This is a genomic window from Burkholderia stagnalis, assembly GCF_039848545.1.
GTDB classification, from domain to species: Bacteria; Pseudomonadota; Gammaproteobacteria; order Burkholderiales; family Burkholderiaceae; genus Burkholderia; species Burkholderia stagnalis.
Genome location: NZ_CP156685.1, coordinates 1,008,428 through 1,034,249, shown reverse-complemented (window position 1 = coordinate 1,034,249; position 25,822 = coordinate 1,008,428). Strand labels below are relative to the sequence as shown.

The 25,822-nt window shown below is 67.3% G+C and carries 21 protein-coding genes; 2 read left to right on the top strand and 19 right to left on the bottom strand.

The genetic code is table 11. The annotated features are described in order from the left end of the window. Positions 1-14: 14 nt before the first annotated feature. The 16 genes from ABFO07_RS04895 to ABFO07_RS04820 form a co-directional block, all read right to left on the bottom strand. A complete protein-coding gene (locus ABFO07_RS04895) occupies positions 15-2,450 on the bottom strand; it encodes a 3-hydroxyacyl-CoA dehydrogenase/enoyl-CoA hydratase family protein (protein WP_059879893.1) in 2,436 nt (811 codons plus the stop codon). A 118-nt stretch (positions 2,451-2,568) separates the two neighbouring features. Beyond that, complete coding sequence (locus ABFO07_RS04890) at positions 2,569-4,356, bottom strand: acyl-CoA dehydrogenase C-terminal domain-containing protein (protein ID WP_347468465.1); 1,788 nt, start codon at positions 4,354-4,356, stop codon at positions 2,569-2,571. A gap of 56 nt (positions 4,357-4,412) precedes the next feature. Next, on the bottom strand, positions 4,413-5,012 hold the full coding sequence (locus ABFO07_RS04885; protein ID WP_017334175.1) for a TetR/AcrR family transcriptional regulator: 600 nt from the start codon (positions 5,010-5,012) through the stop codon (positions 4,413-4,415). Between the two features lie 187 nt (positions 5,013-5,199). Beyond that, positions 5,200-6,474 (bottom strand): cardiolipin synthase ClsB, encoded by a 1,275-nt coding sequence (clsB, locus tag ABFO07_RS04880; RefSeq protein ID WP_347468463.1) that lies wholly within the window; start codon positions 6,472-6,474, stop codon positions 5,200-5,202. After that, positions 6,471-6,974, bottom strand: a complete 504-nt coding sequence (gene nudB / locus ABFO07_RS04875; protein WP_347468462.1) for a dihydroneopterin triphosphate diphosphatase — start codon at positions 6,972-6,974, stop codon at positions 6,471-6,473. Before nudB ends, clsB begins: the two co-directional genes overlap by 4 nt. 136 nt (positions 6,975-7,110) lie before the next feature. Continuing rightward, positions 7,111-8,913, bottom strand: coding sequence for an aspartate--tRNA ligase (gene aspS, locus ABFO07_RS04870; protein ID WP_059566116.1), 1,803 nt, complete (start codon positions 8,911-8,913; stop codon positions 7,111-7,113). Positions 8,914-8,974: 61 nt separating this feature from the next. Beyond that, positions 8,975-9,625, bottom strand: a complete 651-nt coding sequence (locus ABFO07_RS04865; protein WP_017334179.1) for a DUF502 domain-containing protein — start codon at positions 9,623-9,625, stop codon at positions 8,975-8,977. A 61-nt stretch (positions 9,626-9,686) separates the two neighbouring features. Next, positions 9,687-10,016 carry an FmdB family zinc ribbon protein gene (locus ABFO07_RS04860; RefSeq protein WP_059804045.1) on the bottom strand — a complete coding sequence of 110 codons (330 nt, stop codon included), beginning with the start codon at positions 10,014-10,016 and terminating at the stop codon, positions 9,687-9,689. A 94-nt stretch (positions 10,017-10,110) separates the two neighbouring features. Then, positions 10,111-10,746, bottom strand: a complete 636-nt coding sequence (locus ABFO07_RS04855) for an SAM-dependent methyltransferase (protein ID WP_059804048.1) — start codon at positions 10,744-10,746, stop codon at positions 10,111-10,113. A 20-nt stretch (positions 10,747-10,766) separates the two neighbouring features. Further along, positions 10,767-12,344 (bottom strand): ubiquinone biosynthesis regulatory protein kinase UbiB, encoded by a 1,578-nt coding sequence (ubiB, locus tag ABFO07_RS04850; RefSeq protein WP_059566119.1) that lies wholly within the window; start codon positions 12,342-12,344, stop codon positions 10,767-10,769. 12 nt (positions 12,345-12,356) lie between these two features. Continuing rightward, positions 12,357-12,983, bottom strand: a complete 627-nt coding sequence (locus ABFO07_RS04845) for a ubiquinone biosynthesis accessory factor UbiJ (RefSeq protein WP_059804051.1) — start codon at positions 12,981-12,983, stop codon at positions 12,357-12,359. 122 nt (positions 12,984-13,105) lie between these two features. Next, positions 13,106-14,110 carry a Tim44 domain-containing protein gene (locus ABFO07_RS04840; protein ID WP_347468458.1) on the bottom strand — a complete coding sequence of 335 codons (1,005 nt, stop codon included), beginning with the start codon at positions 14,108-14,110 and terminating at the stop codon, positions 13,106-13,108. 41 nt (positions 14,111-14,151) lie between these two features. Next, positions 14,152-14,883, bottom strand: coding sequence for a bifunctional demethylmenaquinone methyltransferase/2-methoxy-6-polyprenyl-1,4-benzoquinol methylase UbiE (gene ubiE, locus ABFO07_RS04835; RefSeq protein ID WP_059566121.1), 732 nt, complete (start codon positions 14,881-14,883; stop codon positions 14,152-14,154). 52 nt (positions 14,884-14,935) lie between these two features. After that, positions 14,936-15,349, bottom strand: a complete 414-nt coding sequence (locus ABFO07_RS04830; RefSeq protein ID WP_059566122.1) for a gamma-butyrobetaine hydroxylase-like domain-containing protein — start codon at positions 15,347-15,349, stop codon at positions 14,936-14,938. After that, the gene (locus tag ABFO07_RS04825; RefSeq protein WP_059566123.1) at positions 15,346-15,789 is read right to left on the bottom strand and encodes an HIT family protein; all 444 of its coding nucleotides are present in this window, start codon (positions 15,787-15,789) and stop codon (positions 15,346-15,348) included. The genes ABFO07_RS04830 and ABFO07_RS04825 overlap by 4 nt, the downstream gene beginning before the upstream one ends. 81 nt (positions 15,790-15,870) lie before the next feature. Next, positions 15,871-19,893 (bottom strand): DUF3683 domain-containing protein, encoded by a 4,023-nt coding sequence (locus tag ABFO07_RS04820; protein ID WP_059804056.1) that lies wholly within the window; start codon positions 19,891-19,893, stop codon positions 15,871-15,873. Between the two features lie 520 nt (positions 19,894-20,413). Between ABFO07_RS04820 and ilvA the strand changes: the two genes are divergently transcribed. Both ilvA and queF read left to right on the top strand, forming a co-directional pair. Next, positions 20,414-21,937 (top strand): threonine ammonia-lyase, biosynthetic, encoded by a 1,524-nt coding sequence (gene ilvA / locus ABFO07_RS04815; protein WP_059566125.1) that lies wholly within the window; start codon positions 20,414-20,416, stop codon positions 21,935-21,937. 12 nt (positions 21,938-21,949) lie between these two features. Next, positions 21,950-22,774: an NADPH-dependent 7-cyano-7-deazaguanine reductase QueF gene (gene queF, locus ABFO07_RS04810; protein WP_059804064.1), complete on the top strand. Its 825-nt coding sequence runs from the start codon at positions 21,950-21,952 to the stop codon at positions 22,772-22,774. A 96-nt stretch (positions 22,775-22,870) separates the two neighbouring features. Here queF and ABFO07_RS04805 read toward each other — a convergent pair whose 3' ends face one another. The 3 genes from ABFO07_RS04805 to ABFO07_RS04795 form a co-directional block, all read right to left on the bottom strand. After that, positions 22,871-23,257: a RidA family protein gene (locus ABFO07_RS04805; protein ID WP_014896068.1), complete on the bottom strand. Its 387-nt coding sequence runs from the start codon at positions 23,255-23,257 to the stop codon at positions 22,871-22,873. A gap of 122 nt (positions 23,258-23,379) precedes the next feature. Next, positions 23,380-24,861, bottom strand: a complete 1,482-nt coding sequence (locus ABFO07_RS04800) for an N-acyl-D-amino-acid deacylase family protein (RefSeq protein WP_059804069.1) — start codon at positions 24,859-24,861, stop codon at positions 23,380-23,382. 2 nt (positions 24,862-24,863) lie between these two features. Beyond that, positions 24,864-25,793, bottom strand: coding sequence for a MurR/RpiR family transcriptional regulator (locus ABFO07_RS04795; protein ID WP_124480733.1), 930 nt, complete (start codon positions 25,791-25,793; stop codon positions 24,864-24,866). Positions 25,794-25,822: the final 29 nt, after the last annotated feature.

Sequence of the window (25,822 nt, the reverse complement as noted above, 5' to 3'; positions counted from 1 at the left end):
GCCTGTCCACTCGCTCAGTTACGCACCGGCTTGCCGGTCTGCAACATGCCCATGATCCGTTCCTGCGTCTTCTGCGTGCCGAGCAGCTCGACGAACGCGCGGCGCTCCAGCGCCAGCAGCCATGCCTCGTCGACCAGGCTGCCCGCCTCGACGTCGCCGCCGCACACCGCTTCCGCGATGCGGCTCGCGATCAGGAAATCGTGGTCGCTGATGAAGCGGCCGTCGCGCATGTTGACGAGCGATGCCTTGATCGTCGCGATCGCCGAGCGGCCCGCCACCGGCACGTCCTTCGCCTTCAGCGGCGCGCGGTAACCCGTGTCGGCCAGCGCGCGCGCTTCCTTCTTCGCGGTGTCGAGCAGCTCGAACACGTTGAAGACGATCGTGTCGGACGGCTTCACGTAGCCCATCGCGCGCGCATCGTGCGCGGAGGCCGAGACCTTCGCCATCGCCGCGTTCTCGAACGACTTCGTGACGAACTTCAGGATGTCGGTGGTCGCGTTGGCCGCGGTGGCCGCGTCCGCCGCGCGCAGCGCCGCTTCCTTCAGGCCGCCGCCCGCCGGCACGAGACCGACGCCCACTTCGACGAGGCCGATGTAGCTCTCGACGTGCACCACGCGCTTCGCGCTGTGCAGCATCAGCTCGCACCCGCCGCCGAGCGCGATGCCCGACACGGCCGCGACCACCGGCACGTTCGCGTACTTCACGCGCAGCATGCCTTCCTGGAACTTCTTCACGAACGGCTCGATGCCCTTCGCGCCGCCCATCATGAACGCCGGCATCGCCTCTTCGAGGTTCGCGCCCGCCGAGAACGGGCCGCCCGGCGCGCCGAGCTTCAGCGACGTCGGCTGCCAGATCACCACGCCCTTGTAGTCCTTCTCCGCGAGCTCGATCGCCTGCACGAGGCCGTCGATCACGCTCGGCCCGATCGTGTTCATCTTCGACTTGAACGACACGATCACGACGTCGTCCTCGCCCGCGCGGTCGTCGACCCATGCGCGCACCGCATCGGTCTCGAACAGCGTCTTGCCGTAGGTCTTCGGGTCGGCGCCGGCTTCGCCGAGCAGCGGCGCACGGAACACTTGCTTCTTGTAGACGGCCAGGTCCGAACGCGGCACGAAGCGCTTCGACGCCGGCGCCCACGAGCCTTCGGCCGTGTGCACGCCGCCCTTCTCGGCCACCGGGCCTTCCAGCACCCACGACGGCAGCGGCACGTTCGCGAGCGCCTTGCCGGCCGCGATGTCTTCCTGCACCCACTCGGCAACCTGCTTCCAGCCGGCGGCCTGCCAGCCTTCGAACGGGCCTTCGTTCCAGCCGAAGCCCCAGCGGATCGCGAGGTCGACGTCGCGCGCGTTGTCGGCGATCGACTCGAGATGCACGCCGATGTAGTGGAACACGTCGCGGAAGATCGCCCACAGGAACTGCGCGTGCGGATGGTCCGTTTCACGCAGCAGCTTCAGGCGCTCGGCCGGCGGGCGCTTCAGGATGCGGCCGACCGTTTCGTCCGCCTTCGCGCCCGAATCGACATAGGTGCCCGTCTTCGCGTCGAGCACCTTGATCGCCTTGCCTTCCTTCTTGTAGAAACCGCCGCCCGTCTTCTGGCCGAGCGCGCCCTGCTTCACCAGCTCGGCGAGCACGGCAGGCGTCTGGTAGACCGGGAAGAACGGATCGTCGGCGAGGTTGTCCTGCATCGTCTTGATCACGTGCGCCATCGTGTCGAGGCCGACCACGTCCGCGGTGCGGAACGTCGCCGACTTCGCGCGGCCGAGGCGGCTGCCGGTCAGGTCGTCGACTTCGTCGAAGCGCAGGCCGAACTTCGCGGCCTCGGTGATCACCGCGAGGATCGAGAAGATGCCGACGCGGTTCGCGATGAAGTTCGGCGTGTCCTTCGCGCGCACGACACCCTTGCCGACGACGCTCGTCAGGAACGTCTCGAGCTGGTCGAGGATTTCCGGGCGCGTGTGCGCGGTCGGGATCAGCTCGACGAGGTGCATGTAGCGCGGCGGGTTGAAGAAGTGCACGCCGCAGAAGCGCGCCTTCAGCTCGTCCGAGAACCCTTCGGACAGCTTCGTGATCGACAGGCCCGACGTGTTGGTCGCGAAGATCGCGTTCGGCGCGATGTGCGGCGCGACCTTCTTGTACAGGTCGTGCTTCCAGTCCATCCGCTCGGCGATCGCCTCGATCACGACGTCGCACTCGGCGAGCTTCGCGATGTCATCCTCGTAGTTCGCGGCCTCGAGGTATTTCGCGTCGTCCTTCACGCCGAACGGCGCGGGCGACAGCTTCTTCAGGTTCTCGATCGCCTTCAGCGCGATCGCGTTCTTCGGGCCTTCCTTGGCCGGCAGGTCGAACAGCAGCACGGGTACGCGCGCGTTGACGAGGTGCGCGGCGATCTGCGCGCCCATCACGCCGGCGCCCAGCACGGCCACCTTGCGAATGATGAAATTGCTCACGGGATATCTCCGGATAGTGCCGCGCGGCGCGGATCGTATCAATGGCGGCGCGGCGATGTAGGTACCAGGAACCGTATCGGCCGGGCGACGCGCGGTGCGCGCGCCGCCCGGCGTCCGATCAGAACAGCGATTCGTCGACTTCCATCATCGTCTTCGAGCCGGCGCGCGCGGCGCGGATCGTCGATGCGGTCTCGGGCAGCAGGCGCGCGAAGTAGAAGCGTGCGGTCGCGAGCTTCGACTTGTAGAACGGATCGCCCGACGCTTCCTTGTCGAGCGCGAGGCGCGCCATGCGGGCCCAGAAATACGAGAACACGAGGTGGCCGACGGTGCGCAGGTACGGCACGGCGGCGGCGCCCACTTCGTCCGGGTTCTGCATCGCCTTGATGCCGATTTCCATCGTCAGCTTCTGCACCTTCTCGCCGATGTCGGCGAGCGGGTTGACGAACTCGGACATCTCCGGCTTCACGCCTTCGGCCTCGACGAAGTCGGACACGATCTTGCCGAACTTCTTCAGCTTCGCGCCCATGTCGCCGAGCACCTTGCGGCCCAGCAGGTCGAGCGACTGGATCGAGTTCGTGCCTTCGTAGATCATGTTGATCCGCGCGTCGCGCACGTACTGCTCCATGCCCCACTCGGAGATGAAGCCGTGGCCGCCGTAGATCTGCATCGCGTGGTTGGTCGACTCGAACGCGTTGTCGGTCAGGAACGCCTTGATGATCGGCGTGAGCAGCGCGACGAGGTCGGCCGCTTCCTTGCGCACCGCTTCGTCGCCGTGCGACAGCTCCTTGTCGATCTGCAGCGCGGACCAGTACGTGAACGCGCGCGCGCCTTCCGCATACGCCTTCTGCGTGAGCAGCATGCGGCGCACGTCCGGGTGCACGATGATCGGGTCGGCCGGCTTGTCCGGCGCCTTCGGGCCCGTCAGCGAGCGCATCTGCAGGCGCTCCTTCGCGTACGTCAGCGAGTTCTGGTACGCGACTTCCGTGAGGCCGAGGCCCTGCATGCCGACGCCGAGGCGCGCGGCATTCATCATCACGAACATCGCGTTGAGGCCCTTGTTCGGCTCGCCGACCATCCAGCCCTTCGCGTTGTCGAGGTTCATCACGCAGGTCGAGTTGCCGTGGATGCCCATCTTGTGCTCGATCGAGCCGCACTTGATGCCGTTGCGCTCGCCCGGCTCGCCCGCCGCGTCGGGGATGAACTTCGGCACGATGAACAGCGAGATCCCCTTCGTGCCTTGCGGTGCGTCCGGCAGGCGCGCGAGCACGAGGTGGATGATGTTCTTCGACATGTCGTGCTCGCCGCTCGAGATGAAGATCTTCGTGCCGCTGATCGAGTACGAGCCGTCGCCGTTCGGTTCGGCCTTGGTGCGCAGGATGCCGAGGTCGGTGCCGCAGTGCGGCTCGGTCAGGCACATCGTGCCCGTCCATTCGCCGGACACGAGCTTCGGCAGGTACTGCTTCTGGAGTTCCGGCGCGCCGTGCGCGTGCAGGCATTCGTAGGCGCCGTGCGACAGGCCCGGATACATCGTCCATGCCTGATTCGCCGAGTTCAGCATTTCGTAGAGCGCGTTGTTCACGAACGCGGGCAGGCCCTGGCCGCCGTAGTCCGGATCGCAGCCGAGCGCCGGCCAGCCGGCCTCGACGTATTGCTGGTAGGCCTCCTTGAAGCCGGTCGGGGTCTTCACGACGCCGTCGCCGACGTACGTGCAGCCTTCACGGTCGCCGACCTGGTTCAACGGGAACAGTACCTCGGAGCAGAACTTGCCCGCTTCTTCGAGGACCTGGTTGATCGTGTCGGCATCGAGGTCCGCATGCCTGGGCATGTGCTTGACTTCGGCTTCGACGTTCAGAAGCTCGTGCAACACGAATTGCATGTCGCGCAGCGGCGCGGCGTACTGTCCCATGACTCTCTCCAAAGTAGGGCTATCGCTCGAGCTCCCGGCGGGCGGATCACGCGCCGCTAACGGCTCTCGCTCTGATACGAAACAATCGTCTTTTCCAGCGCGGCCCACGTGAGGCGCACCGCGTCCGGCGTATGCAGGAAGCGCGCGTCGTGATGCAGGCCGAGCGTGAAGCTGTACAGCTCGAAGAGCATCAGGTCCGGATCGGTATCCGTACGCAGATGGCCTTCGTCCTTTGCCTGCGAAATGGCGCGCAGCAGCGCGGCGCGCCAGGCGGTCACGCTCGCCATCAACTGCTCGCGCACCGAGCTGTCGGGCCGGTCGTCGTACTCGACGGCCCCGCTGATGTAGATGCACCCGGTCGTCACCTCCTGGATGCGCTTCTCCATCCAGCGCGCCAGCATCGCCCGCAGGCGCGGCAGTCCGCGCGGCTCGCGCAGGCTCGGAAAGAACACCTCGTTCTCGAAACGATGGTGATACTCGCGCACGACTTCCACCTGCAGGTCCTCGCGCGATCCGAAGTGCGCGAACACGCCGCTCTTGCTCATCTGCATGCGCTCGGCCAGCAGGCCGATCGTCAGCCCCTCCAGCCCGTCACGGCTGGCGAGGTCCAATGCAGCTTCGAGTATCGCGGCACGCGTCTGTTCGCCTTTTCGCATAGCTATTTCTGTAACCGTTCGGGGGTTCAAATAAAATCGAACGGCCGTACTATTATTGAGTGCGACCGCCCGCGAAACAAGGAAATTATTAGAAACCGGTGTCTAACCGAGTCGCTATTTTGCGCGATTCGGGCGGCCTTGGAAGCGGTTTTCCGCACGGCCGTGCTGAAAGATGTGAAGTGCCTGCTTAATCGTAGCTGCCGACCGTCAGCGCCTTCATCACGGTGCGGTACGCCGTATAGGCGAGCCAGTTCAGGATACGCTCGCCCAGCGGGCGCGCCGCGTAGCGCGCCGGGTCGATCGCGCGGCCGTCGGCGAACGCGGCGGCGATCGCGTCGCGCAGCTCGTTCGTCACCGCGTCGTGCCGCACCAGCACGACATTGGCCTCATTGTTCAGCATCAGGCTCAGCGCGTCCAGATTCGACGAGCCGACCGTCGCCCAGTTGTCGTCGATCACCGCGACCTTGCCGTGCAGTATCGTCTTGTCGTATTCGGCGACGCGCACGCCGGCGCGCAGCAGCGTGTGATACAGGAACGGCACCGCGGTATCGAGCGACGCGAACTCGTTGCGGCCGATCAGGACCCGCACGTCGACGCCGCGCCGCGCGGCACCCGTCAGCGCGCGGCGCAGCTTGCGGCCCGGCATGAAATACGGGTTCGCGAGCAGGATCTGCTGGCGCGCCTTGCCGATCGCGGCGAGGTACGCCTTCTCGATCGTGCGGCGGTTCACGACGTTGTCGCGCGCGACGAACGCGACGCTCGGCTCGGTCACGATCCGCAGCGCGCCGGCCTTGATCCAGCGGTGGCTGCGCATCCAGCGGCGGAACATGTCCGGAAACGCGTCGCCGCCGGCCAGCCCGGCCGCGTATTGCGCGTACGGCTTGTGGCCGAACTGGATCCGGTGCCACTGCAGCTCGAACGCGGCGCGCACGTCGGACACGACGGGCCCCGTCATCTCGACGCTGAAGTCCCAGCGCGGATGGTCGAGCGTTGCACCGTTCTGCGCATGGTCGTCGACGATGTTGATCCCGCCGCAGTAGGCGTACGCATGATCGACGACGGCCAGCTTGCGGTGCGTGCGCGAGAAGCCGAAGCGGCCGAACAGGTAGCGGTTGTAGATGCAGTGCTCGATGCCCGCCTGTGCCCACGCGTCGAACAGCGGCAGGCGCGCGGTGCCGACGCCGTCGGTGATCACCCGCACCCGCACGCCGCGGCGCGCGGCCCGCAGCAGCGCATCCGACACGGGCCTTCCCGCCGCATCGTCGCAGAAGATGTAGGTTTCGAGCATCACCTGCTCGCGGGCGGCGTCGATCCGCCCGATCAGCGCGGCGAAGAACGCGTCGCCGCTCTGGCACAGCCGCACGGTATTGCCCGCCGTGAACGCCAGCCGCGATGCGGAGCCCCGCTCCTGCAGGAACATCTGGCGCAGCTGCGCGAAGCGCTTGCGGGCTTCGCCGTTCATGCGGACCCGGGCAGGCTGTCCGGCGACGCGTGAACCGGCCCGGCGCGCTCGGGCAACTGCAGGATCGCCTCGGCATTCGACGGCGAGTAGCAGCGCGCGGCCGCGTCGCGATACGGCAGCCATGCATAGTCGACGTGCTCGCGCGGCGCGAGCGTCACGTCGACGCGACGCGGCACGCACAGCCCGAACCAGTGCTCGGTGTTGCGCGTGACGCCGGGCGCGTAACGATGCAGGTACTGCGGGTAGATGCTGTATTCGATCCGGTGCCGCCAGTCGACGAGCGCGCTCGCGGGCACGTCCGGACTGCCGACCACGATGCCCGTTTCCTCGGCCACTTCGCGCGCGGCGGTGACGGCGAGCGGCTCGTCGAGCGTGTCCTTCGAGCCGGTGACCGACTGCCAGAACTCGTGCTGGTCGGCACGCTTGATCACCAGCACGTCGAGTTCGGGGGTATAGATCACGACGAGAACGGATTCGGGGATTTTCGGCGACTTCGTCATCTTTGTTTCATCCGGCGCGCCGAACGTGCGGCGGGTGCTGCGACTGTACCGCAAAAAGCGAAAAAGGCGCACCACGGCGCCTTTTTCATCGTGCGTCGCGCGTGTCGCCACGCGCGCGGCAAAAGCGAAGGAGACCTTACGCCTTCGGCTGTTCCGGCTGACGCAAGCGGATGTGCAGCTCGCGCAGCTGGCGCTCGTCGACCGGGCTCGGCGCTTGCGTGAGCAGGTCCTGCGCACGCTGCGTCTTCGGGAACGCGATCACGTCGCGGATCGAGTCGGCGCCGGCCATCATCGTGACGATGCGGTCGAGACCGAATGCGATACCGCCGTGCGGCGGCGCGCCGTACTGCAGCGCGTCCAGCAGGAAGCCGAACTTGAGCTGCGCTTCCTCCGCGCCGATCTTCAGCGCGCGGAACACCTTGCTCTGCACTTCCTCGCGGTGGATACGCACCGAGCCGCCGCCGATTTCCCAGCCGTTCAGCACCATGTCGTACGCCTTCGCGAGGCAGCGGCCCGGGTCGGTCTCGAGATACTCGAGATGCTCGTCCTTCGGGCTCGTGAACGGGTGGTGCGCGGCAACGTAGCGCGCGTCTTCGTCGTCGTATTCGAACATCGGGAAGTCGACGACCCACAGCGGCTTCCAGCCGGCTTCGACGAGGCCGCTCGCCTTGCCGAATTCCGAGTGGCCGATCTTCAGTCGCAGCGCGCCGAGGCTGTCGTTGACGACCTTCGCACGATCCGCCGCGAAGAAGATGATGTCGCCGTCTTCCGCGCCGGTGCGCTCGAGGATCGCCGCGATCGACGCGTCGTGCAGGTTCTTGACGATCGGGCTCTGCAGGCCGTCACGGCCCTTCGATTTTTCGTTGACCTTGATCCACGCGAGGCCCTTCGCGCCGTAGATGCGCACGAACTCGGTGTAGCCGTCGATGTCGCCGCGCGACAGCTCGGCGCCCTTCGGCACGCGCAGCGCCGCGACACGGCCGTCCTTCGCGTTGGCCGGCGTGCTGAATACCTTGAACTCGACGTCCTTCATCGCGTCGGTCAGCTCGGTGAACTCGAGCTTCACGCGCAGGTCCGGCTTGTCCGAGCCGAAGCGCGCCATCGCTTCCGAGTACGGCATGACCGGGAATTTCGCATCCAGCTCGACGTCGATCGTCGTCTTGAAGATGTGACGGATCATGTCCTCGAACAGGTCGCGGATTTCCTGCTCGCCGAGGAACGACGTCTCGCAGTCGATCTGCGTGAATTCCGGCTGACGGTCGGCACGCAGGTCCTCGTCACGGAAGCACTTGGTGATCTGGTAGTAGCGGTCGAAGTTCGCGACCATCAGCAGCTGCTTGAACAGCTGCGGCGACTGCGGCAGCGCGAAGAACTGGCCCGCGTTCACGCGCGACGGCACGAGGTAGTCGCGCGCGCCTTCCGGCGTGCTCTTCGTGAGCATCGGCGTCTCGATGTCGATGAAGCCCTGCTCGTCGAGGTACTTGCGCGCCTCGATCGCGACGCGGTAGCGCAGGCGCAGGTTGTGCTGCATCTGCGGGCGGCGCAGGTCGAGCACGCGGTGCGTGAGGCGCGTCGTTTCCGACAGGTTGTCGTCGTCGAGCTGGAACGGCGGCGTGACCGACGCGTTCAGCACGGTCAGCTCGTGGCACAGCACTTCGATCTTGCCGCTCTTCAGGCCGGCGTTGACCGTGCCTTCCGGACGGTTGCGCACGAGGCCCTTCACCTGGACGCAGAACTCGTTGCGCACGCCTTCGGCGGTCGCGAACATCTCCGCGCGATCCGGATCGCACACGACCTGCACGAGGCCTTCACGATCGCGCAGGTCGATGAAGATCACACCGCCGTGGTCGCGGCGGCGCTGCACCCAGCCGCACAGCGACACGGTTTGGCCCAGCAGGTGTTCGGTCACGAGACCGCAGTATTCAGTTCGCATCGACATGATGTTTGCTTTCGTTCGGTTTGATCAACGGGCGCCGCAACGCGGCCCGGGCAATGATTCTTTACAGCGGCGGCTCGACGGGGCGGCGGGCGGGCGCCGGGGCCGGCGCCGGGGGCGCCACCACGCCCATCGAGACGATGTACTTCAGCGCGGCATCGACCGACATGTCGAGTTCGATGACTTCGCTCTTCGGCAGCATCAGGAAGAAGCCGGACGTCGGGTTCGGCGTCGTCGGGATGTACACGCTCACGTATTCTTCCGTCAGATGATTGACCACGTCGCCGCCGGGCGTGCCGGTCAGAAACGCGATCGTATACGAGCCGCGGCGCGGATATTCGATCAGCAGCGCCTTGCGGAACGCATTGCCGCTGCTCGACAGCAGCGTGTCCGACACCTGCTTGACGCTCGTGTAGATCGGCCCGACGACCGGGATGTGCCGCACGACCGCGTTCCACCACGTGACGAGCTTCTGGCCGATGAAGTTCTGCGTCGCGAGCCCGACGACGAAGATGAACGCGAGCGTCAGCACCGCGCCGATCCCCGGCACCCGGAAGCCGAACATCCGCTCCGGCTGCCACGACTCCGGCAGCAGCAGCAGCGTCTGATCCATCGTGCCGATGATGAGACCGAGCACCCACAGCGTGATCGCGAGCGGGACGAGAACCAGCAGGCCGGTCAGAAACACCGATTTCAGGGTCGTCTTTTTCATCATCTGCCGTCAAAAAACCGCGCCGGAGGCGCGGATTGCGCGCGGCCCGGACGGGCCGCGCCAGTCAACTGCCGGCCGCGGGCGTCGCCGACGGCGCGGGCGCGCTCGCCGCAGGGGCGCTCGCCGTGTTGTCCGTGCCCGACGCCGGCGCGGCGGCCGGCGCCGCTTCGCCCGACGCGGGCGTGCTCGCCGTCGCGCTGGTGCCGCCCGAGCCGCCGCGGAAATCGGTGACATACCAACCCGAGCCCTTCAGCTGGAAGCCCGCAGCGGTCAGCTGCTTGCGAAATGCATCCTTCCCGCATTCGGGACATTGCGACAGCGGCGCGTCGCTCATCTTCTGGAGCACATCCTTCGCGAAACCGCACGCTTCGCATCGATAGGCGTAGATCGGCATGATTTTTTCCCGCAGAAACTAGAAACGGCTTGCAAAACCTTGAATTATATCCGAAACCCCAACGCGCCCCGGCAATCGCCGCGACGCGCCGGCGTCAGCGGCGGCGCCACGTGAGCCAGCGCTCGCGCCCGTCGAACACGGGCAGCGAATCGGCCACCGGCAGATCCTCGATCAGCTCGAAGTGCGGCCCGAGCAGCGCGTCGAGTTCCGCGCGATCGATGCCGAACGGCGGCCCCTTCGGCGTCGCGCCGATGAAGAAGTAACCTGCCAGCACGCCGCCCGCCGGCAGCAGCGCGGCCATCTTCTGCGCGTAGTCGGCACGCCGGTCGCGCGGCAATGCGCACAGGAACGCGCGTTCGTAGACCCACTGCACGTCGAACGGCGGCGCATATGCGAAGAAATCCGCCTGCTCGACGACGCCCGCGTGCACGCCGAGCTGCGCCTGCGCGGCGGCAACCGCCTGCGCGGCAAAATCGATCGCCCGCACGGGCCAGCCGGCCTGCGCGAGCCACCCGGCTTCCTGCGCGCTGCCGCAACCGGGAATCAGTACCGCGCACGGCTCGCGACGGCCCGCGAACGCGCGAAAGCCGTCGGGCACGCCGCCGTATTCCCACGGCGTCACGCCGCGCGCGAAGCGCTCGTCCCAGAACGATGCGTGACCGGGGTCACGCGTCGAGAAATCCGCTGCGACCGGGGTAGCCGGCGAAGGGTCACGGGTCGGGTCGGGCATCGCGGCTCTCCTTCCTTGCGTCACGCGCTGTAGGCAAGCGCGAGCAGCACCCGCGCGACCAGCGCGCCGACGCCCACGGCCAGGCCGAAGATCAGCAGCGCCTGCAGCAGCCGGTTGGTGCGCTTCTGCTCGACCAGGATCTGCCGCATCAGCTCCTCGCTCGCCGCGCGCGGCGCGTCGTGGCGCGCGGCCATCGCGTGGTGGATCAGGCGCGGCAGTTGCGGCAGCGTCTTGCTCCATTGCGGCGCCTCGACCTTGAAGCGCTCGTACCAGCCGCGCAGGCCGATCTGCTCGGTCATCCAGCGCTCGAGATACGGTTTCGCCGTCTTCCACAGGTCGAGCTCGGGGTCGAGCGAGCGGCCGAGCCCCTCGACGTTCAGCATCGTCTTCTGCAGCAGCACGAGCTGCGGCTGGATCTCGACGTTGAAGCGGCGCGACGTCGAGAACAGCCGCATCAGCACCTGGCCGAGCGAGATGTCCTTCAGCGCGCGGTCGAAATACGGCTCGCACACCGCGCGGATCGCGCTTTCGAGCTCCTCGACGCGCGTGTCCGGCGGCACCCAGCCCGACTCGAGGTGCAGCGTCGCGACGCGGTGATAGTCGCGCTTGAAGAATGCGAGGAAGTTCTGCGCGAGGTAGTTCTTGTCGAAATCGGACAGCGCGCCGATGATCCCGAAATCGAGCGCGATGTAGCGGCCGAAAGTCTTCGGGTCGAGGCTCACCTGGATGTTGCCGGGGTGCATGTCCGCATGGAAGAAACCGTCGCGGAACACCTGCGTGAAGAAGATCTCGACGCCTTCGCGCGCGAGCTTCTTGATGTCGACGCCCGCCGCGCGCAGCGTCTCGACCTGGCTGATCGGCACGCCCGTCATGCGCTCCATCACGAGCACCTGCGACGTCGAGAAATCCCAGAACATCTCCGGCACGAGCAGCAGGTCGAGGCCCGCGAAGTTGCGGCGCAGCTGGCTGCCGTTCGCCGCCTCGCGCATCAGGTCGAGCTCGTCGTGCAGGTACTTGTCGAATTCGGCGACCACCTCGCGCGGCTTCAGGCGCCGGCCATCGGCCCACATGCGCTCGGTCCAGGTCGCGATGTCGCGCATCAGCGCGAGATCGGAATCGATCACGGGCAGCATGTTCGGGCGCAGCACCTTCACGGCGACCGACTTGCCCGCATGCACGCCCTGCTTGAGCTTCGCGAAATGCACCTGCGCGATCGACGCGCTCGCGACCGGCTCGCGCTCGAACTCGTCGAACAGCTCGTCGACCGGCGCGCCGAGCGATTTCTCGATGATCGAGATCGCGACCGACGAATCGAACGGCGGCACCTGGTCCTGCAGCTTCGCGAGCTCGTTCGCGAAATCGACCGACAGCAGGTCGCGGCGCGTCGACAACACCTGGCCGAACTTCACGAAGATCGGGCCGAGGCTCTCGAGCGCATGGCGCAGCCGCACCGCGGGCGGGTCGGAATAGCGGCGGCCGATCGTCGTGATGCGCAACAGCAGCTTCACGCGCCGGTCATCGATGCGGGACAGCATGACCTCGTCGAGGCCGAAACGGATGACGGTGTAGACAATCTTGATGAAACGGAAAATGCGCATGCCCGGCGGCCCTCAGTGCGTGCCGCGCGGGCTGCCGCCCGCACGTACGCCGGTTTTTTGTTCGAGTCGCTCGACCCGCTTCTCGACGCGGGCGAGCGCGTCGCGCGCGCGCGCCAGTTCGGCGTCGAAGTCCGCGAGCGACGCACGCCGGACCACTTGCGGATTCTCGTCGAGCCAATACTCGGCGAGAGAATCGAGCACATTGCGGCCGGTGCGGCGCGCGCGGGCGCCCGCGTCGCGCACGACCGTCGCGATCCGGTGCGCAGCCGCGTCGCCGACCAGCTTCGCGAGATCTTCTTCCGGTTCCCAGCGCAGGTGCTCGGCCAGCTTCGCGATCTGCGTCGCGAACTCCGCGTCGCCCTCGATCTTCACATGCTTCATCACGGCCGGCTGCCCGCCCTGCAGGAACGCGGCCACGGTGTCGCCGGCCAGCGCGATCGACACGTCGACGTGCTGCGCCTCCTGCGCATCGACCGCGCTCAGATAGCCATCGGGCTGCACCAGCAGCGTGAGCGTGACGGGCGGCACGTCGAGACGGGCGGTCTTGCCCGCATAGGGAATCAGGCGGTCACGCGCCCAGGATTCGCGCGCGAGCAGGTGATTGACAGCAGCAGCAAAAGGCTTGGCGGCAAAGGTCATCGGGCTGGGAAAGAAAAAACCCGCGCGGGCCGGACGCCCGCGCGGGTTTCTATTGTAACGTCGGATCGGCTGCGACCCGTGTCCGACCGCAAGCCCGGGCGGCAAGCGGTCGCAGCCGGCGCTCAATGTGCGTTGAGCTGCTGGATCCCCGCGAGCAACCAGCCCTGGCCACCCGACTTCGTCAGGTTCCAGACTTCATCGAACGGCGCGGCCGGCGCACTCGCCGATTCGCGGATCAGGCCGTGGAAGCGGACGCTCGCCGACTGCTCGATGCCGCGATGCTCGATCGCGACCAGCTCGGCGTCGAGCTGCACGACGTCGGTCTGGTTCGCCTCGTTGCCGCGCGAGTCGAGGTCGATCTTGATCTCCGCGAACATTTCAGGCGTCGTGAACTCGCGGATGTCGGCCAGGTTGCCCTGGTCCCACGCGGCCTGCAGGCGCACGAAATAGACCTTGGCGCTGCGCACGAACGCTTCGGTGTCGAAGCCCGCCGGCACCTGCAGCGGCGCCGCGGCCGCACCTGCCGCCGACGCCGCCCCCGCGCCGCCGCCGAACACGCTCTGCGCTTCGTTCGCGTAGCTGCTGCCGCTGCCGGCCTGGAACGACGGGCCTTGCGAGTAGTTGCCCGACGCCGACGCCGAGCCGCCCGCCGAATACGCCGGCTCGTTCGAGCGGCGGCGGTTCATGAACTTGCGGATCAGCCAGATGCCGACCGCCGCGAGCAGCGCGATCACGATCAGGTTCGACATCATGCCGGCGAACGCCTCGCCCAGGCCGAAGTGCGACAGCAGCGCCGCGATGCCGAGACCGGCCGCGAGGCCGGCGATCGGCCCGAGCCAGCGCGAGCGGTTGGGTGCGGCCGGTGCGGGTGCGGCCGGGTTCGCGCGCTGCGCCTGCGACGGCGCGGCCTGCTGCATCGGCTGCTGGGCCGGCGGCGTGGCCTGGCGCTGCGTGACCGTGGAGTTCTGGCGGCCGATGCTGCGCCCGCCGCCCACACGCTTGGCTTCAGCGTCGAGCGATGCGAACGTGCCGGCCGTCAGCAGGCCGACCATCAGCATCGTGCCGAGCCGTCGCGCCCAGGGCTTCGACGGCTTGCTACGGTTGAACAACGAACGCGATTGGGACATCAGCATCTCCAGATGTAAGGCAAATGTATGGAAAGAACCCCTTAGTACTTGGTTCCTAGGTGTAAAGCTACCACGCCACCTGACAAATTGTAATATTTGACGGCATCGAGGCCCGCTTGTTCCATCATCGTCTTCAGCGTGTCCTGATCGGGGTGCATGCGGATAGATTCAGCAAGATACCGGTAACTATCGGCATCTTTCGCGAACTTGTCGCCAAGCCACGGTAATACTTTGAAAGAATACAGATCGTACGCTTTTTTCAGCGGTTCCCAGACTTTCGAGAATTCCAGCACCATCACGCGGCCGCCGGGCTTCGCGACGCGGCGCATCTCGGCGAGCGCGGCGTCCTTGTGCGTCATGTTGCGCAGCCCGAACGCGACCGTGACGATGTCGAAGTAGTTGTCCGGAAACGGAATTTTCTCGGCGTCGCACAGCAGCGACGGCGTCACGATGCCCTTGTCGAGCAGCCGATCGCGGCCGACGCGCAGCATCGATTCGTTGATGTCCGTGTGCCAGACCTCGCCCGTCGGCCCGGCGGCCTTCGCGAACGCCTTGGTCAGGTCGCCCGTGCCGGCCGCGATGTCGAGCACCCGGTAGCCGGGGCGGACGTTCGCCTGCGCGATCGTGAATGCCTTCCACGCGCGGTGCATGCCCGCCGACATCAGGTCGTTCATCAGATCGTAGTTGCTCGCGACCGAATGGAACACGCCCGCCACTTTCTTCGCTTTATCGTTTTCCTCGACGCTTTCGAAGCCGAAGTGGGTTTTGCTCATCGCGGTGATCCTCAGTAAATGGCAAGACGGCGCCGAGAGCCGGCGCCGTCGTTCAGTGGCAGTGGCCGTGCGACGCGCCCGCCGCCGGCATCGGGGCGTCGCGATCGACGCCCGCCGCCTTCAGTTTGTCGAAATAGTCGCGCCAGAGCGCGTCCTGGCGCGTGGCCAGCTCGTACAGGAAATCCCACGAATAGATGCCGGTCGAATGGCCGTCCGAGAACGTGGGCTGCAATGCGTAGTTGCCGACGCCCTCGAGCGCGGTGATCGTCACCTCGCGCTTGCCGGTCTGCAGGGTTTCCTGGCCCGGCCCGTGGCCGCGCACCTCGGCCGACGGCGAATAGACGCGCATCAGCTCGAACGGGATGCGGTAGCTCTCGCCGCTCGGGTACTGCAATTCGAGCACGCGCGACACCGCGTGCACGACGACGCCCGACGGAATCGGGGTCGTGGAAGTCAAACCGCTCATGGCTGCCTCGAATCGGTCACTCGTTGAATCTCTTCGCGCACCGCATTGTGCAGCAACGTGGCCTGCGCGGTACGCAGGCGCAGCAGTGCCTCGGACACGCTGCGCTGCCGCGGCGCCCACACGGGCTGCGGGAAATGCGCGTCGTTCGAAAAGCGCGGGATCACGTGCCAGTGCACGTGCGGCACCATGTTGCCGAGGCTCGCGAGATTCACCTTGCTCGGCTGCATCACGCGCCGCACCGCGCGCTCGACCGCGCAGACGACATCCATCACGCGGGCGCGCTCGGCGTCGGCGAGATCGGAGAACTCGGCCACGTGCGCGCCCCAGATCACCCGGCAGAAGCCCGGGTAGTCGTGCTCGCCCGTTGCCAGGACGACGCGCAGCACGTCGTCCTGCCACAGCACCTCGCCGCCGTCTTCACGGCAAAACACGCATTCCATCGTCGGTCCCCTGTGTCGATGAGAGTCAGCGCTTCAGCGCTGACTCCGGCCCCATGCACAGCTAGTGCGGTCAAGCCCGCATTAGACCAGCACGCGCTCGATCCCGCCATGGTTCGCGCGTGCAACGTAGTCGGCCATCCAGTTCTCGCCGAGCACCTGGCGCGCGATCTCGACGACGATGTAGTCGGCCTCGATGTTCGCATCCTCGTTGTAGCGCGACAGGCCCTGCAGGCACGACGGGCAGCTGGTCAGGATCTTCACGTCCGCGCCGTTGGACGCCGACGCCGGCGCCGGCTCGCCGCCGGCCACGACCGGGATGCTGCGCAGTTTTGCCGCACCCTTGCGGATCTCCTCTTCCTTGCGGAAGCGCACCTGCGTCGACACGTCCGGACGCGTGACCGCGAGCGTACCCGACTCGCCGCAGCAGCGCTCGTTCTTCTCGATCTTGTAGCCGTCCTTCTCCGAGCCCATCAGCTCGTTGACGAGCTTGACCGGATCCATCGTCTTGATCGGCGTATGGCACGGGTCGTGATACATGTAGCGCGTGCCCGTCACGCCGTCGAGCTTCATCCCCTTCTCGAGCAGGAACTCGTGGATGTCGATGATCCGGCAGCCCGGGAAGATCTTGTCGAATTCATAGCCGGCGAGCTGGTCGTAGCAGGTGCCGCACGACACGACCACCGTCTTGATGTCGAGGTAGTTCAGCGTGTTCGCGACCCGGTGGAACAGCACGCGGTTGTCGGTGACGATCTTCTCGGCCTTGTCGTACTGGCCGGCGCCGCGCTGCGGATAGCCGCAGCACAGGTAGCCCGGCGGCAGCACGGTCTGCACGCCCGCCTCCCACAGCATCGCCTGCGTCGCGAGGCCGACCTGCGAGAACAGGCGCTCCGAGCCGCAGCCCGGGAAGTAGAACACCGCTTCCGAATCGACGGTCGTCGTCTTCGGGTTGCGGATGATCGGCACGATCTTGTTGTCCTCGATGTCGAGCAGCGCGCGCGCCGTCTTCTTCGGCAGGTTGCCCGGCATCTTCTTGTTGACGAAGTGGATCACCTGCTCGACCACCGGCGGCTTGCCGACGGTCGCCGGCGGGTGCGCGGTCTGCTTCGCCGTGACCTTCTTCAGCAGGTCGTTCGCGACCCGCTGCGCCTTGTAGCCGAAGCCCATCATCACGCTGCGCGCGGCGTTGATCGTCTGCGGATTGGTCGCGTTCAGGAAGAACATGCCCGCGGCCTGGCCCGGGTTGAACTTCTTCTTGCCCATCTTGCGCAGCAGGTTGCGCATGTTCATCGTGACGTCGCCGAAGTCGATCTTCACCGGGCACGGCGTCGCGCACTTGTGGCAGACCGTGCAATGGTCGGCCACGTCGTTGAACTCGTCCCAGTGCTTGATCGACACGCCGCGCCGCGTCTGCTCCTCGTACAGGAACGCCTCGACCAGCAGCGAGGTGGCGAGGATCTTGTTGCGCGGGCTGTACAGCAGGTTCGCGCGCGGCACGTGGGTCGCGCACACCGGCTTGCACTTGCCGCAGCGCAGGCAGTCCTTCACCGAATCGGCGATCGCGCCGATGTCGGACTGCTTCATGATCAGCGATTCGTAGCCCATCAGCCCGAAGCTCGGCGTGTACGCGTTGCGCAGGTCGGCGCCGTCGAGCAGCTTGCCCTTGTTGAAGCGGCCGTTCGGATCGACGCGCTGCTTGTATGCGCGGAATTCGGCGATCTCGTCGTCGGTCAGGAACTCGAGCTTCGTGATGCCGATGCCGTGCTCGCCGGAGATCACGCCGTCGAGCGAACGCGCGAGCGTCATGATGCGCGCGACCGCCGCGTGGGCGTCCTGCAGCATCTCGTAGTTGTCGGAGTTGACCGGCAGGTTCGTGTGGACGTTGCCGTCGCCCGCGTGCATGTGCAGCGCGACGAACACGCGGCCGCGCAGCACCTGCTTGTGGATCGCCTGCGCCTCGTCGAGGATCTGCTTGAACGCGCCGCCGTTGAAGATCGCGCGGAGCTCCGCGCGGATCTCCTGCTTCCACGAGATCCGCACCGTGCGATCCTGCGTGACGTGGAACACGTTCACGCCCGGCTGCTGGTCGACGCGATCCGCGAACTTCTCGGCGAGCGCCTCGTAGCCGAGCTGCACGAGGTAGTGCTGCGCCTCGCGCAGCGGCATGTCGAGCCGGTCGCGCACGAATTCCCAGCGCGCACGCACCCGCTTGAGCAGCTCGAGCGCCTGCTGCACGCGGTCTTCCAGCAGCTCGGCGCTCGGGATCTCGTTCGCGTCGTCGGTCTTGCCGAGCGGCAGGTTGCCGGTGCGGAAGAACGCTTCCAGCGCGTCGATCAGCTGCAGCTTGTTCTTCAGCGACAGCTCGATGTTGATCCGCTCGATGCCGTCGGTGTACTCGCCCATCCGGTTCAGCGGGATGACGACGTCCTCGTTGATCTTGAACGCGTTGGTGTGCTTCGCGATCGCGGCGGTGCGGCTGCGGTCGAGCCAGAAGCGCTTGCGGGCCTCCGCGCTGACCGCGACGAAGCCCTCGCCGCTCTTGCCGTTCGCCATCCGGATGACTTCCGACGTCGCGTGCGCGACCGCATCGGCATCGTCGCCGACGATGTCGCCGATCAGCACCATCTTCGGGAACGCGTTGCGCTTGCTCTTGGTCGCGTAGCCGACCGCGCGCAGGTAGCGCTCGTCGAGGTGCTCGAGGCCCGCGAGGATCGCGCCGCCCTGCTTCGACGTCTCGAACAGGTAGTCCTTGATCTCGACGATGCTCGGAATCGCCTCGCGCGCCTGGCCGAAGAACTCGAGGCAGACGGTGCGCGTGTGCGCGGGCATCTTGTGCAGCACCCAGCGCGCGGACGTGATCAGCCCGTCGCAGCCTTCCTTCTGCACGCCCGGCAGGCCCGCGAGGAACTTGTCGGTGACGTCCTTGCCGAGGCCTTCCTTGCGGAACCGGCGGCCCTCGATCTCGAGCATCTCGCTCTTCAGCAGCTTCTCGCCCGGCGCGTACGCGCCGTCGAACCACTTCAGCTCGAAGCGGGCGACCGGAATGTCGTGGATCTTGCCCTGGTTGTGCTCGTGGCGCGTGACTTCCAGCCAGTTGCCGTCCGGGTCGACCATCCGCCACCAGGCCAGGTTGTCGAGCGCGGTGCCCCACAGCACGGCCTTCTTGCCGCCCGCGTTCATCGCGACGTTGCCGCCGATGCAGGACGCGTCGAGCGAGGTCGGATCGACCGCGAACACGTAGCCGGCCGCTTCGGCCGCCTCGGTCACGCGGCGCGTGACGACGCCCGCGCCGGAGAAGATCGTCGGCACCTTGTGCGCGACGCCCGGCAGCTCCGTGAGCTCGACCGCGCCGAGCTGCTCCAGCTTTTCGGTGTTGATCACGGCAGAGAACGGCGTGAGCGGCACCGCGCCGCCCGTATAGCCGGTGCCGCCGCCGCGCGGGATCACCGTCAGGCCGAGCTCGAAGCAGGCCTTGATCAGGCCCGCGATCTCGGCTTCGGTATCGGGGGTCAGCACGACGAACGGGTATTCGACGCGCCAGTCGGTCGCGTCGGTCACGTGCGACACGCGCGACAGCCCGTCGAAGCGGATGTTGTCCTTCTGCGTGCAGCGGCCGAGCGCCTTGGTCGCGCGGCGGCGCAGTTCGGCCATCTTGTCGAATTCGTCCGCGAACTCGTCGACCGCGCGCTGCGCGGCGGCCTCGAGCGCCCCGACGCGCACCGCGCGCTCGCGGCCCGCGTCGTCCTGGTGGGCGGTCAGGTCGGCGCGGCGGCGCTTCTCGATCTCGCCCAGGCGGTGGTTCAGCGCCTCGATCAGCAATGCGCGGCGCTTCGGGTTGTCGAGCAGGTCGTCCTGCAGGTACGGGTTGCGGCGCACGACCCAGATGTCGCCCAGCACCTCGTACAGCATCCGGGCCGAGCGGCCGGTGCGGCGCTCGGCGCGCAGCTCGTCGAGCACGGCCCACGCTTCCTCGCCCAGCAGGCGGATCACGATCTCGCGGTCGGAGAACGAGGTGTAGTTGTACGGAATCTCGCGCAGACGGGGCGCGGGGTCGGCGGCGACGGCGGCGGCCGCGCCATGCGGATCGAAAACTTGTGGTGCGTTCATGTTCGGACGACTCGGAGGGCCGATACACCGTGCAGGGGCGTCGGCGAGCGCGGTGGGCGCAATCTTGGGGAAATCTGTTCTGTTACCAGGCGGGCGACCGCATTGCGTGGGGTCGATACGGCCTGGCGGCACTCGGAGCCATCACCACGATCGCGCGCGGCGCGCATGCCGTTCCGCCGCGGGGCTGGCTGCGCGCGGCGACGGCGTCGAAGGGGCGATCCGAGGGTGCCTCTGCATCTTCCGATCCTTGATTCAAAACGAAATTCTAACTCATGATCGGGCATCGCGTGAGGGGTCGGACTGGCTGTGGGGGTATGGCCGGAAGCCCCGCCAGCCGGGGCGCAGCGCGATTTCGTGCGGCCATTCGCCGTCCGTCCGGTCGGTAACCGGCCGGTTAAGCGCGGAAAAAACCGGCCGCCTGCCCGCAATACGGTGCGCGATCGCATGGGCTGGGAGGCAAAGGCGCCTTGGCGCTATCATTGATCTTTTATGTCTGCATCCGCACTGCACGCGAGCGCCCATGGCATCCCACGACTATCTGAAGAAAATCCTCACCGCGCGCGTCTACGACGTCGCGATCGAGACGGAGCTCGAACCGGCCCGCAACCTGTCGGCCCGGCTGCGCAACCCGGTTTACCTGAAGCGCGAGGACAACCAGCCGGTGTTCTCGTTCAAGCTGCGCGGCGCGTACAACAAGATGGCGCACATTCCGGCCGACGCGCTCGCGCGCGGCGTGATCACGGCATCGGCAGGCAACCACGCGCAGGGCGTCGCGTTCTCGGCGGCGCGCATGGGCGTGAAGGCCGTGATCGTCGTGCCGATCACGACGCCGCAGGTGAAGGTCGACGCGGTGCGCGCGCACGGCGGCCCGAGCGTCGAGGTGATCCAGGCGGGCGAATCGTATAGCGACGCGTACAAGCATGCGCTGCAGGTGCAGGAAGAACGCGGCCTCACGTTCGTCCACCCGTTCGACGATCCATACGTGATCGCGGGCCAGGGCACCATCGCGATGGAGATCCTGCGCCAGCACCAGGGCCCGATCCACGCGATCTTCGTGCCGATCGGCGGCGGCGGGCTCGCGTCCGGCGTCGCCGCGTACGTGAAGGCGGTGCGCCCGGAGATCAAGGTGATCGGCGTGCAGGCCGAGGATTCGTGCGCGATGGCGCAGTCGCTCAAGGCCGGCCAGCGCATCGAGCTGAGCGAAGTCGGCCTGTTCGCGGACGGCACCGCGGTGAAGCTCGTCGGCGAGGAAACCTTCCGGCTCTGCGGTGAATATCTCGACGGCGTCGTGACGGTCGACACCGACGCGCTGTGCGCGGCCATCAAGGATGTGTTCCAGGACACGCGCAGCGTGCTCGAGCCGTCCGGCGCGCTCGCGGTCGCGGGCGCGAAGCGCTACGCGGAGCACGAAGGCATCGAGAACCAGACGCTCGTCGCGGTCACGTCCGGCGCGAACATGAACTTCGACCGGATGCGCTTCGTCGCCGAGCGCGCGGAAGTGGGCGAGGCGCGCGAGGCCGTGTTCGCGGTCACGATCCCCGAGGAACGCGGCAGCTTCAAGCGCTTCTGCTCGCTCGTCGGCGAGCGCAACGTCACCGAGTTCAACTACCGGATTGCCGATGCGCAAGCCGCGCACATCTTCGTCGGCGTGCAGATCAAGCGCCGCGGCGAATCGGCGGAGATCGCCGCGAACTTCGAGTCGCACGGCTTCCAGACGGTCGACCTGACGCACGACGAGCTGTCGAAGGAGCACATCCGCTACATGGTCGGCGGCCGCTCGCCGCTCGCGCACGACGAACGCCTGTTCCGCTTCGAATTCCCGGAACGCCCGGGCGCGCTGATGAAGTTCCTGTCGTCGATGGCGCCGGACTGGAACATCAGCCTGTTCCATTACCGCAACCAGGGCGCGGACTACAGCTCGATCCTCGTCGGCCTGCAGGTGCCGCAAGCCGACCGCGCGGAGTTCGAACGCTTCCTCGCGGCGCTCGGCTATCCGTATGTCGAGGAGAGCGGCAATCCGGCCTACCGTCTGTTCCTGTCGTAACCGTCACGCACCATGAATCCCGAACATTCCCCGCTCGGCAAGGCGACCGTCTACAACAACCCGTACGACGCGTCGCTGCTGTTCCCGATCCCGCGCGCCGGCGCGCGCGAGCAGATCGGCATCACGTCGTCGCTGCCGTTCTTCGGCACCGACATCTGGAACGCCTACGAGCTGTCGTGGCTGAACGCGCGCGGCAAGCCGCAGGTCGCGGTCGCGACGTTCTTCGTGCCGGCCGAATCGCCGAACATCGTCGAATCGAAATCGTTCAAGCTGTATCTCGGCTCGTTCGCGCAGACCGTGTTCGAATCCGTGGAGGCCGTGCGCGACACGCTGAAGCGCGACGTGTCGGCCGCGTGCGGCGCGAGCGTCGCCGTGCAGCTCGTGTCGCCGCACGACTTCCGCAAGCTCGAGATGGACGAGCTCGACGGGCTGTCGCTCGACCGGCTCGACCTCGACACCGACATCTACGAGCCCGATCCGTCACTGCTCACCGCCGCGCACGACGAAGCGCCGGTGGAAGAGACGCTCGTGTCCGACCTGCTGAAATCGAACTGCCCCGTGACCGGCCAGCCGGACTGGGGCAGCGTGCAGATCCACTACGTCGGGCCGCAGATCGACCACGCGGGCCTGCTGCGCTACATCATCTCGTTCCGCAATCACACGGGCTTTCACGAGCAGTGCGTCGAGCGCATCTTCCTCGACATCCTGCATGCGTGCAAACCGGTGAAGCTTGCGGTGTATGCGCGTTATACGCGCCGCGGCGGGCTCGACATCAACCCGTTCCGCACGAACTACAACCAGCCGATGCCGGATAACGCGCGGACGGCGCGGCAGTAAGCGGGCGCCCCGCGCAATCGGGCGGCAGATGATAAAACGGGCCCGGCGCACCTGAATGCGCCGGGCCCGTTGCGTATCGGCTCGCCGTGGCGGGCGTTACTTCACCGGCGCCTTGTAAGCGATGCAATCGACCTCGACCTTGCAGTCGATCACCATGCTCGACTGCACGCACGCGCGCGCCGGCGGGTGCTCGCCGAAGTACGACACGAACACCTTGTTGAACGACGCGAAATCGCGCGCGTCGTCGAGCCACACGCCGCAGCGCACGACGTGCTCGAGGCCGTAGCCGGCTTCCTTCAGGATCGCGATCACGTTCTCGATCGTCTGCTTCGACTGCGTGACGATCCCGCCTTCGACCACCTCGCCGTTCACCATCGGCGTCTGGCCCGACACGTACAGCCAGCCGTCGGCTTCGACCGCACGCGCAAACGGCATCACCTGGCCGCCCGTGCCCTTCGCTTCGCCTACGCCATATCGCTTCATCGTTTCACTCCTGTGTCGACCAGAGTTGGCGCTTCAACGCTTACTCTGGCCCCATGCAACGCTGGGTTGCGGATGCGCGCGCCGTGCGCGGCACGCGCGGAAGTTGTGCCGGGCGCCGCGCGTCAGAACGCCGCGCCGGCGCTCGCCGGCGCACGCGCGCCGCGCGCGACGAAGCCGCCCGCGCGTTCGCCGGTCGGCTGGCCGTCGCGGTAGGTCAGCACGCCGTTGACCCACACCGCGTCGATGCCGTGCGCGGGCTGCTGCGGCCGGTCGAAGGTCGCCGCGTCGATCACGCTGTCCGGATCGAACAGCACGAGATCCGCGTGGAAGCCGACATGCACCTCGCCGCGCCCGACGAGCCCGAAGCGGCGCGCGGACAGCGACGTCATCTTGCGGATCGCCTCCTCGAGCGGCAGCAGGCCCGTCTCGCGCGCGTAATGGCCGAGCACGCGCGGAAATGCGCCCCACAGCCGCGGATGCGGCAGCGGATCGTTCGGCAGGCCGTCGGAGCCGACCATCGTCGCCGGATGCGACAGGATCCGCCGCACGTCGTCCTCGGACATGTTGTGGTACACGGCGCCCGCCGGCCGGATCCGCTGCGCGGCCTCCTGCTCGGTCACGCCCCACTCGGCCGCGATCGTCTTCAGCAGCTTGCCCGCGACTTCCGGATGCGGCTCGGACCAGGTGATCGTGATGTCGATGTCGCCCGTCACCTGCTTCAGGTCGAGCGTCGACGAGCTGCGGCTGTACGGATAGCAGTCGCAGCCGACCGGCTGATAGCGGCGCGCGCTTTCGAGCGATGCGAGCACCTCGGTGCTGCGGCCCCAGTTCGACGGGCCCGCGCATTTCAGGTGGGAGATCACGACCGGCACCTGCGCGTGGCGGCCGACGCGATACGCCTCGTCCATCGCATCGAGGATCGCGTCGAATTCGGTACGCATGTGCGTGGTGTACAGCGCGCCCGCGTTCGCGAGCGGCTCGGCGAGCGCCATCACCTCCTCGGGCGGCGCCGCGAACGCGGAACCGTACGCGAGGCCCGACGACAGCCCGAGCGCGCCATGCGCGAGCGCTTCCTCGAGCTGTGCGCGCATGCCGGCGATCTCGCGCTCGGTGGCCGCGCGATCGAGGCGGTCCATCTGGTTGTTGCGCAGCGCGGTATGGCCGACCAGCGCCGCGACGTTGACGGCCGGCCGCGCCTCGTTCACCGCCGCGACGTAGTCGGCGAAGGTCGGATACAGGAACGCGGCGCGCTCGCCGAGCAGGTTCATCGGGTCGGGCGGGTCGCCCGCGAGCGTCACCGGCGACGCGCTGATCCCGCAGTTGCCGACGATCACCGTCGTCACGCCCTGCGTGATCTTCGGCAGCATCTGCGGCGAGCGGATCACGTGCGTGTCGTCGTGCGTGTGCACGTCGACGAAGCCCGGCGCGAGCGCGCGGCCGTTCGCCTCGACGACCGTCTCGGCCAGCCAGTTCGACAGGTTGCCGATCGCCGCGATCATGCCGTTGCGGATCGCGACGTCGCGCGGGACGGGCGGCGCGCCGGTGCCGTCGTACAGCTGCGCGCCGACGATCAGCGTATCGGCGGCTTCGGGATGCGAATGCATGGTCAGTCTCCTAGCGGTTGACGGTCGCCGCCGCCACGGTGCGCGTCGAGCGCGTGCTTGACGCGGCGCAGCGATTCTCGGCACGCGTCGCCGAGCCGCAGCGCGACCCCGGTGACGAGCACGTCGATGGCCATCATCATCGCGTAGCGCGATGTCGACGGTTTGAAAATGAAATCGGTCTCGAACGCGACGACCGGAATCAGGTGGTCGGCGAGCTGCGCGAGCGGCGATGCGGGCGCGGTGACCGCGATCAGCGTCGCGCCGTAGCGCTTGGCGAGCGCGCAGCTCTCGAGCAGCTCCGGCACGCGCCCGCTCACCGACAGCGCGACCATGACCGAGTCGCGTGTCGCGGTGGCCGCGACCATCCGCTGCAGCACGCTGTCCTGGTAGCTCGCGACCGGCCGGCCGAAACGCACGAGCCGGAAGCGCAGCTCGTCGGCGAGCGCGGTGGAGCCGCCGCCCTGCCCGTACACGTAGATCATCTTCGCGCCGGCGAGCCGGTCGGCCGCCGCGTCGAACGACGTGTGGCGCAGCAGCTGGTGGTTGTGCGCGAGTGCGACCTGGATCTCGTCGTAGACGACCGACGCCGGGTTCGCGTCGCCGGCGCCCGCGCCGTCCGACGGCGCGAGAAAGCGCTGGCCGACGGCCGCCGCCTGCGCGACGAGCAGCTTCAGCTCGCGCACGTCGCGGCAGCCGACCGCCTTCGCGAAGCGCGTGACCGTCGCGACGCTCACTTCCGCGTCGCGCGCGAGCGTGCTGATGCTCGCATGCGCGGCGCGCCCGAGATCCGCGAGGATGAACGCCGCGACCTTGCGCTCGGCATCGCGCAGCTCCGGCGCGCACTCGGCGATCCGCGCAATGATGTCGACGGCCGGCTGGACGGCCGGTTGCGCGGCGGGCGGAACGGAGGACGAAGTGGCGGACGAATTCATCTGCTGAAAAAGTTGCGGCGCATCATGTT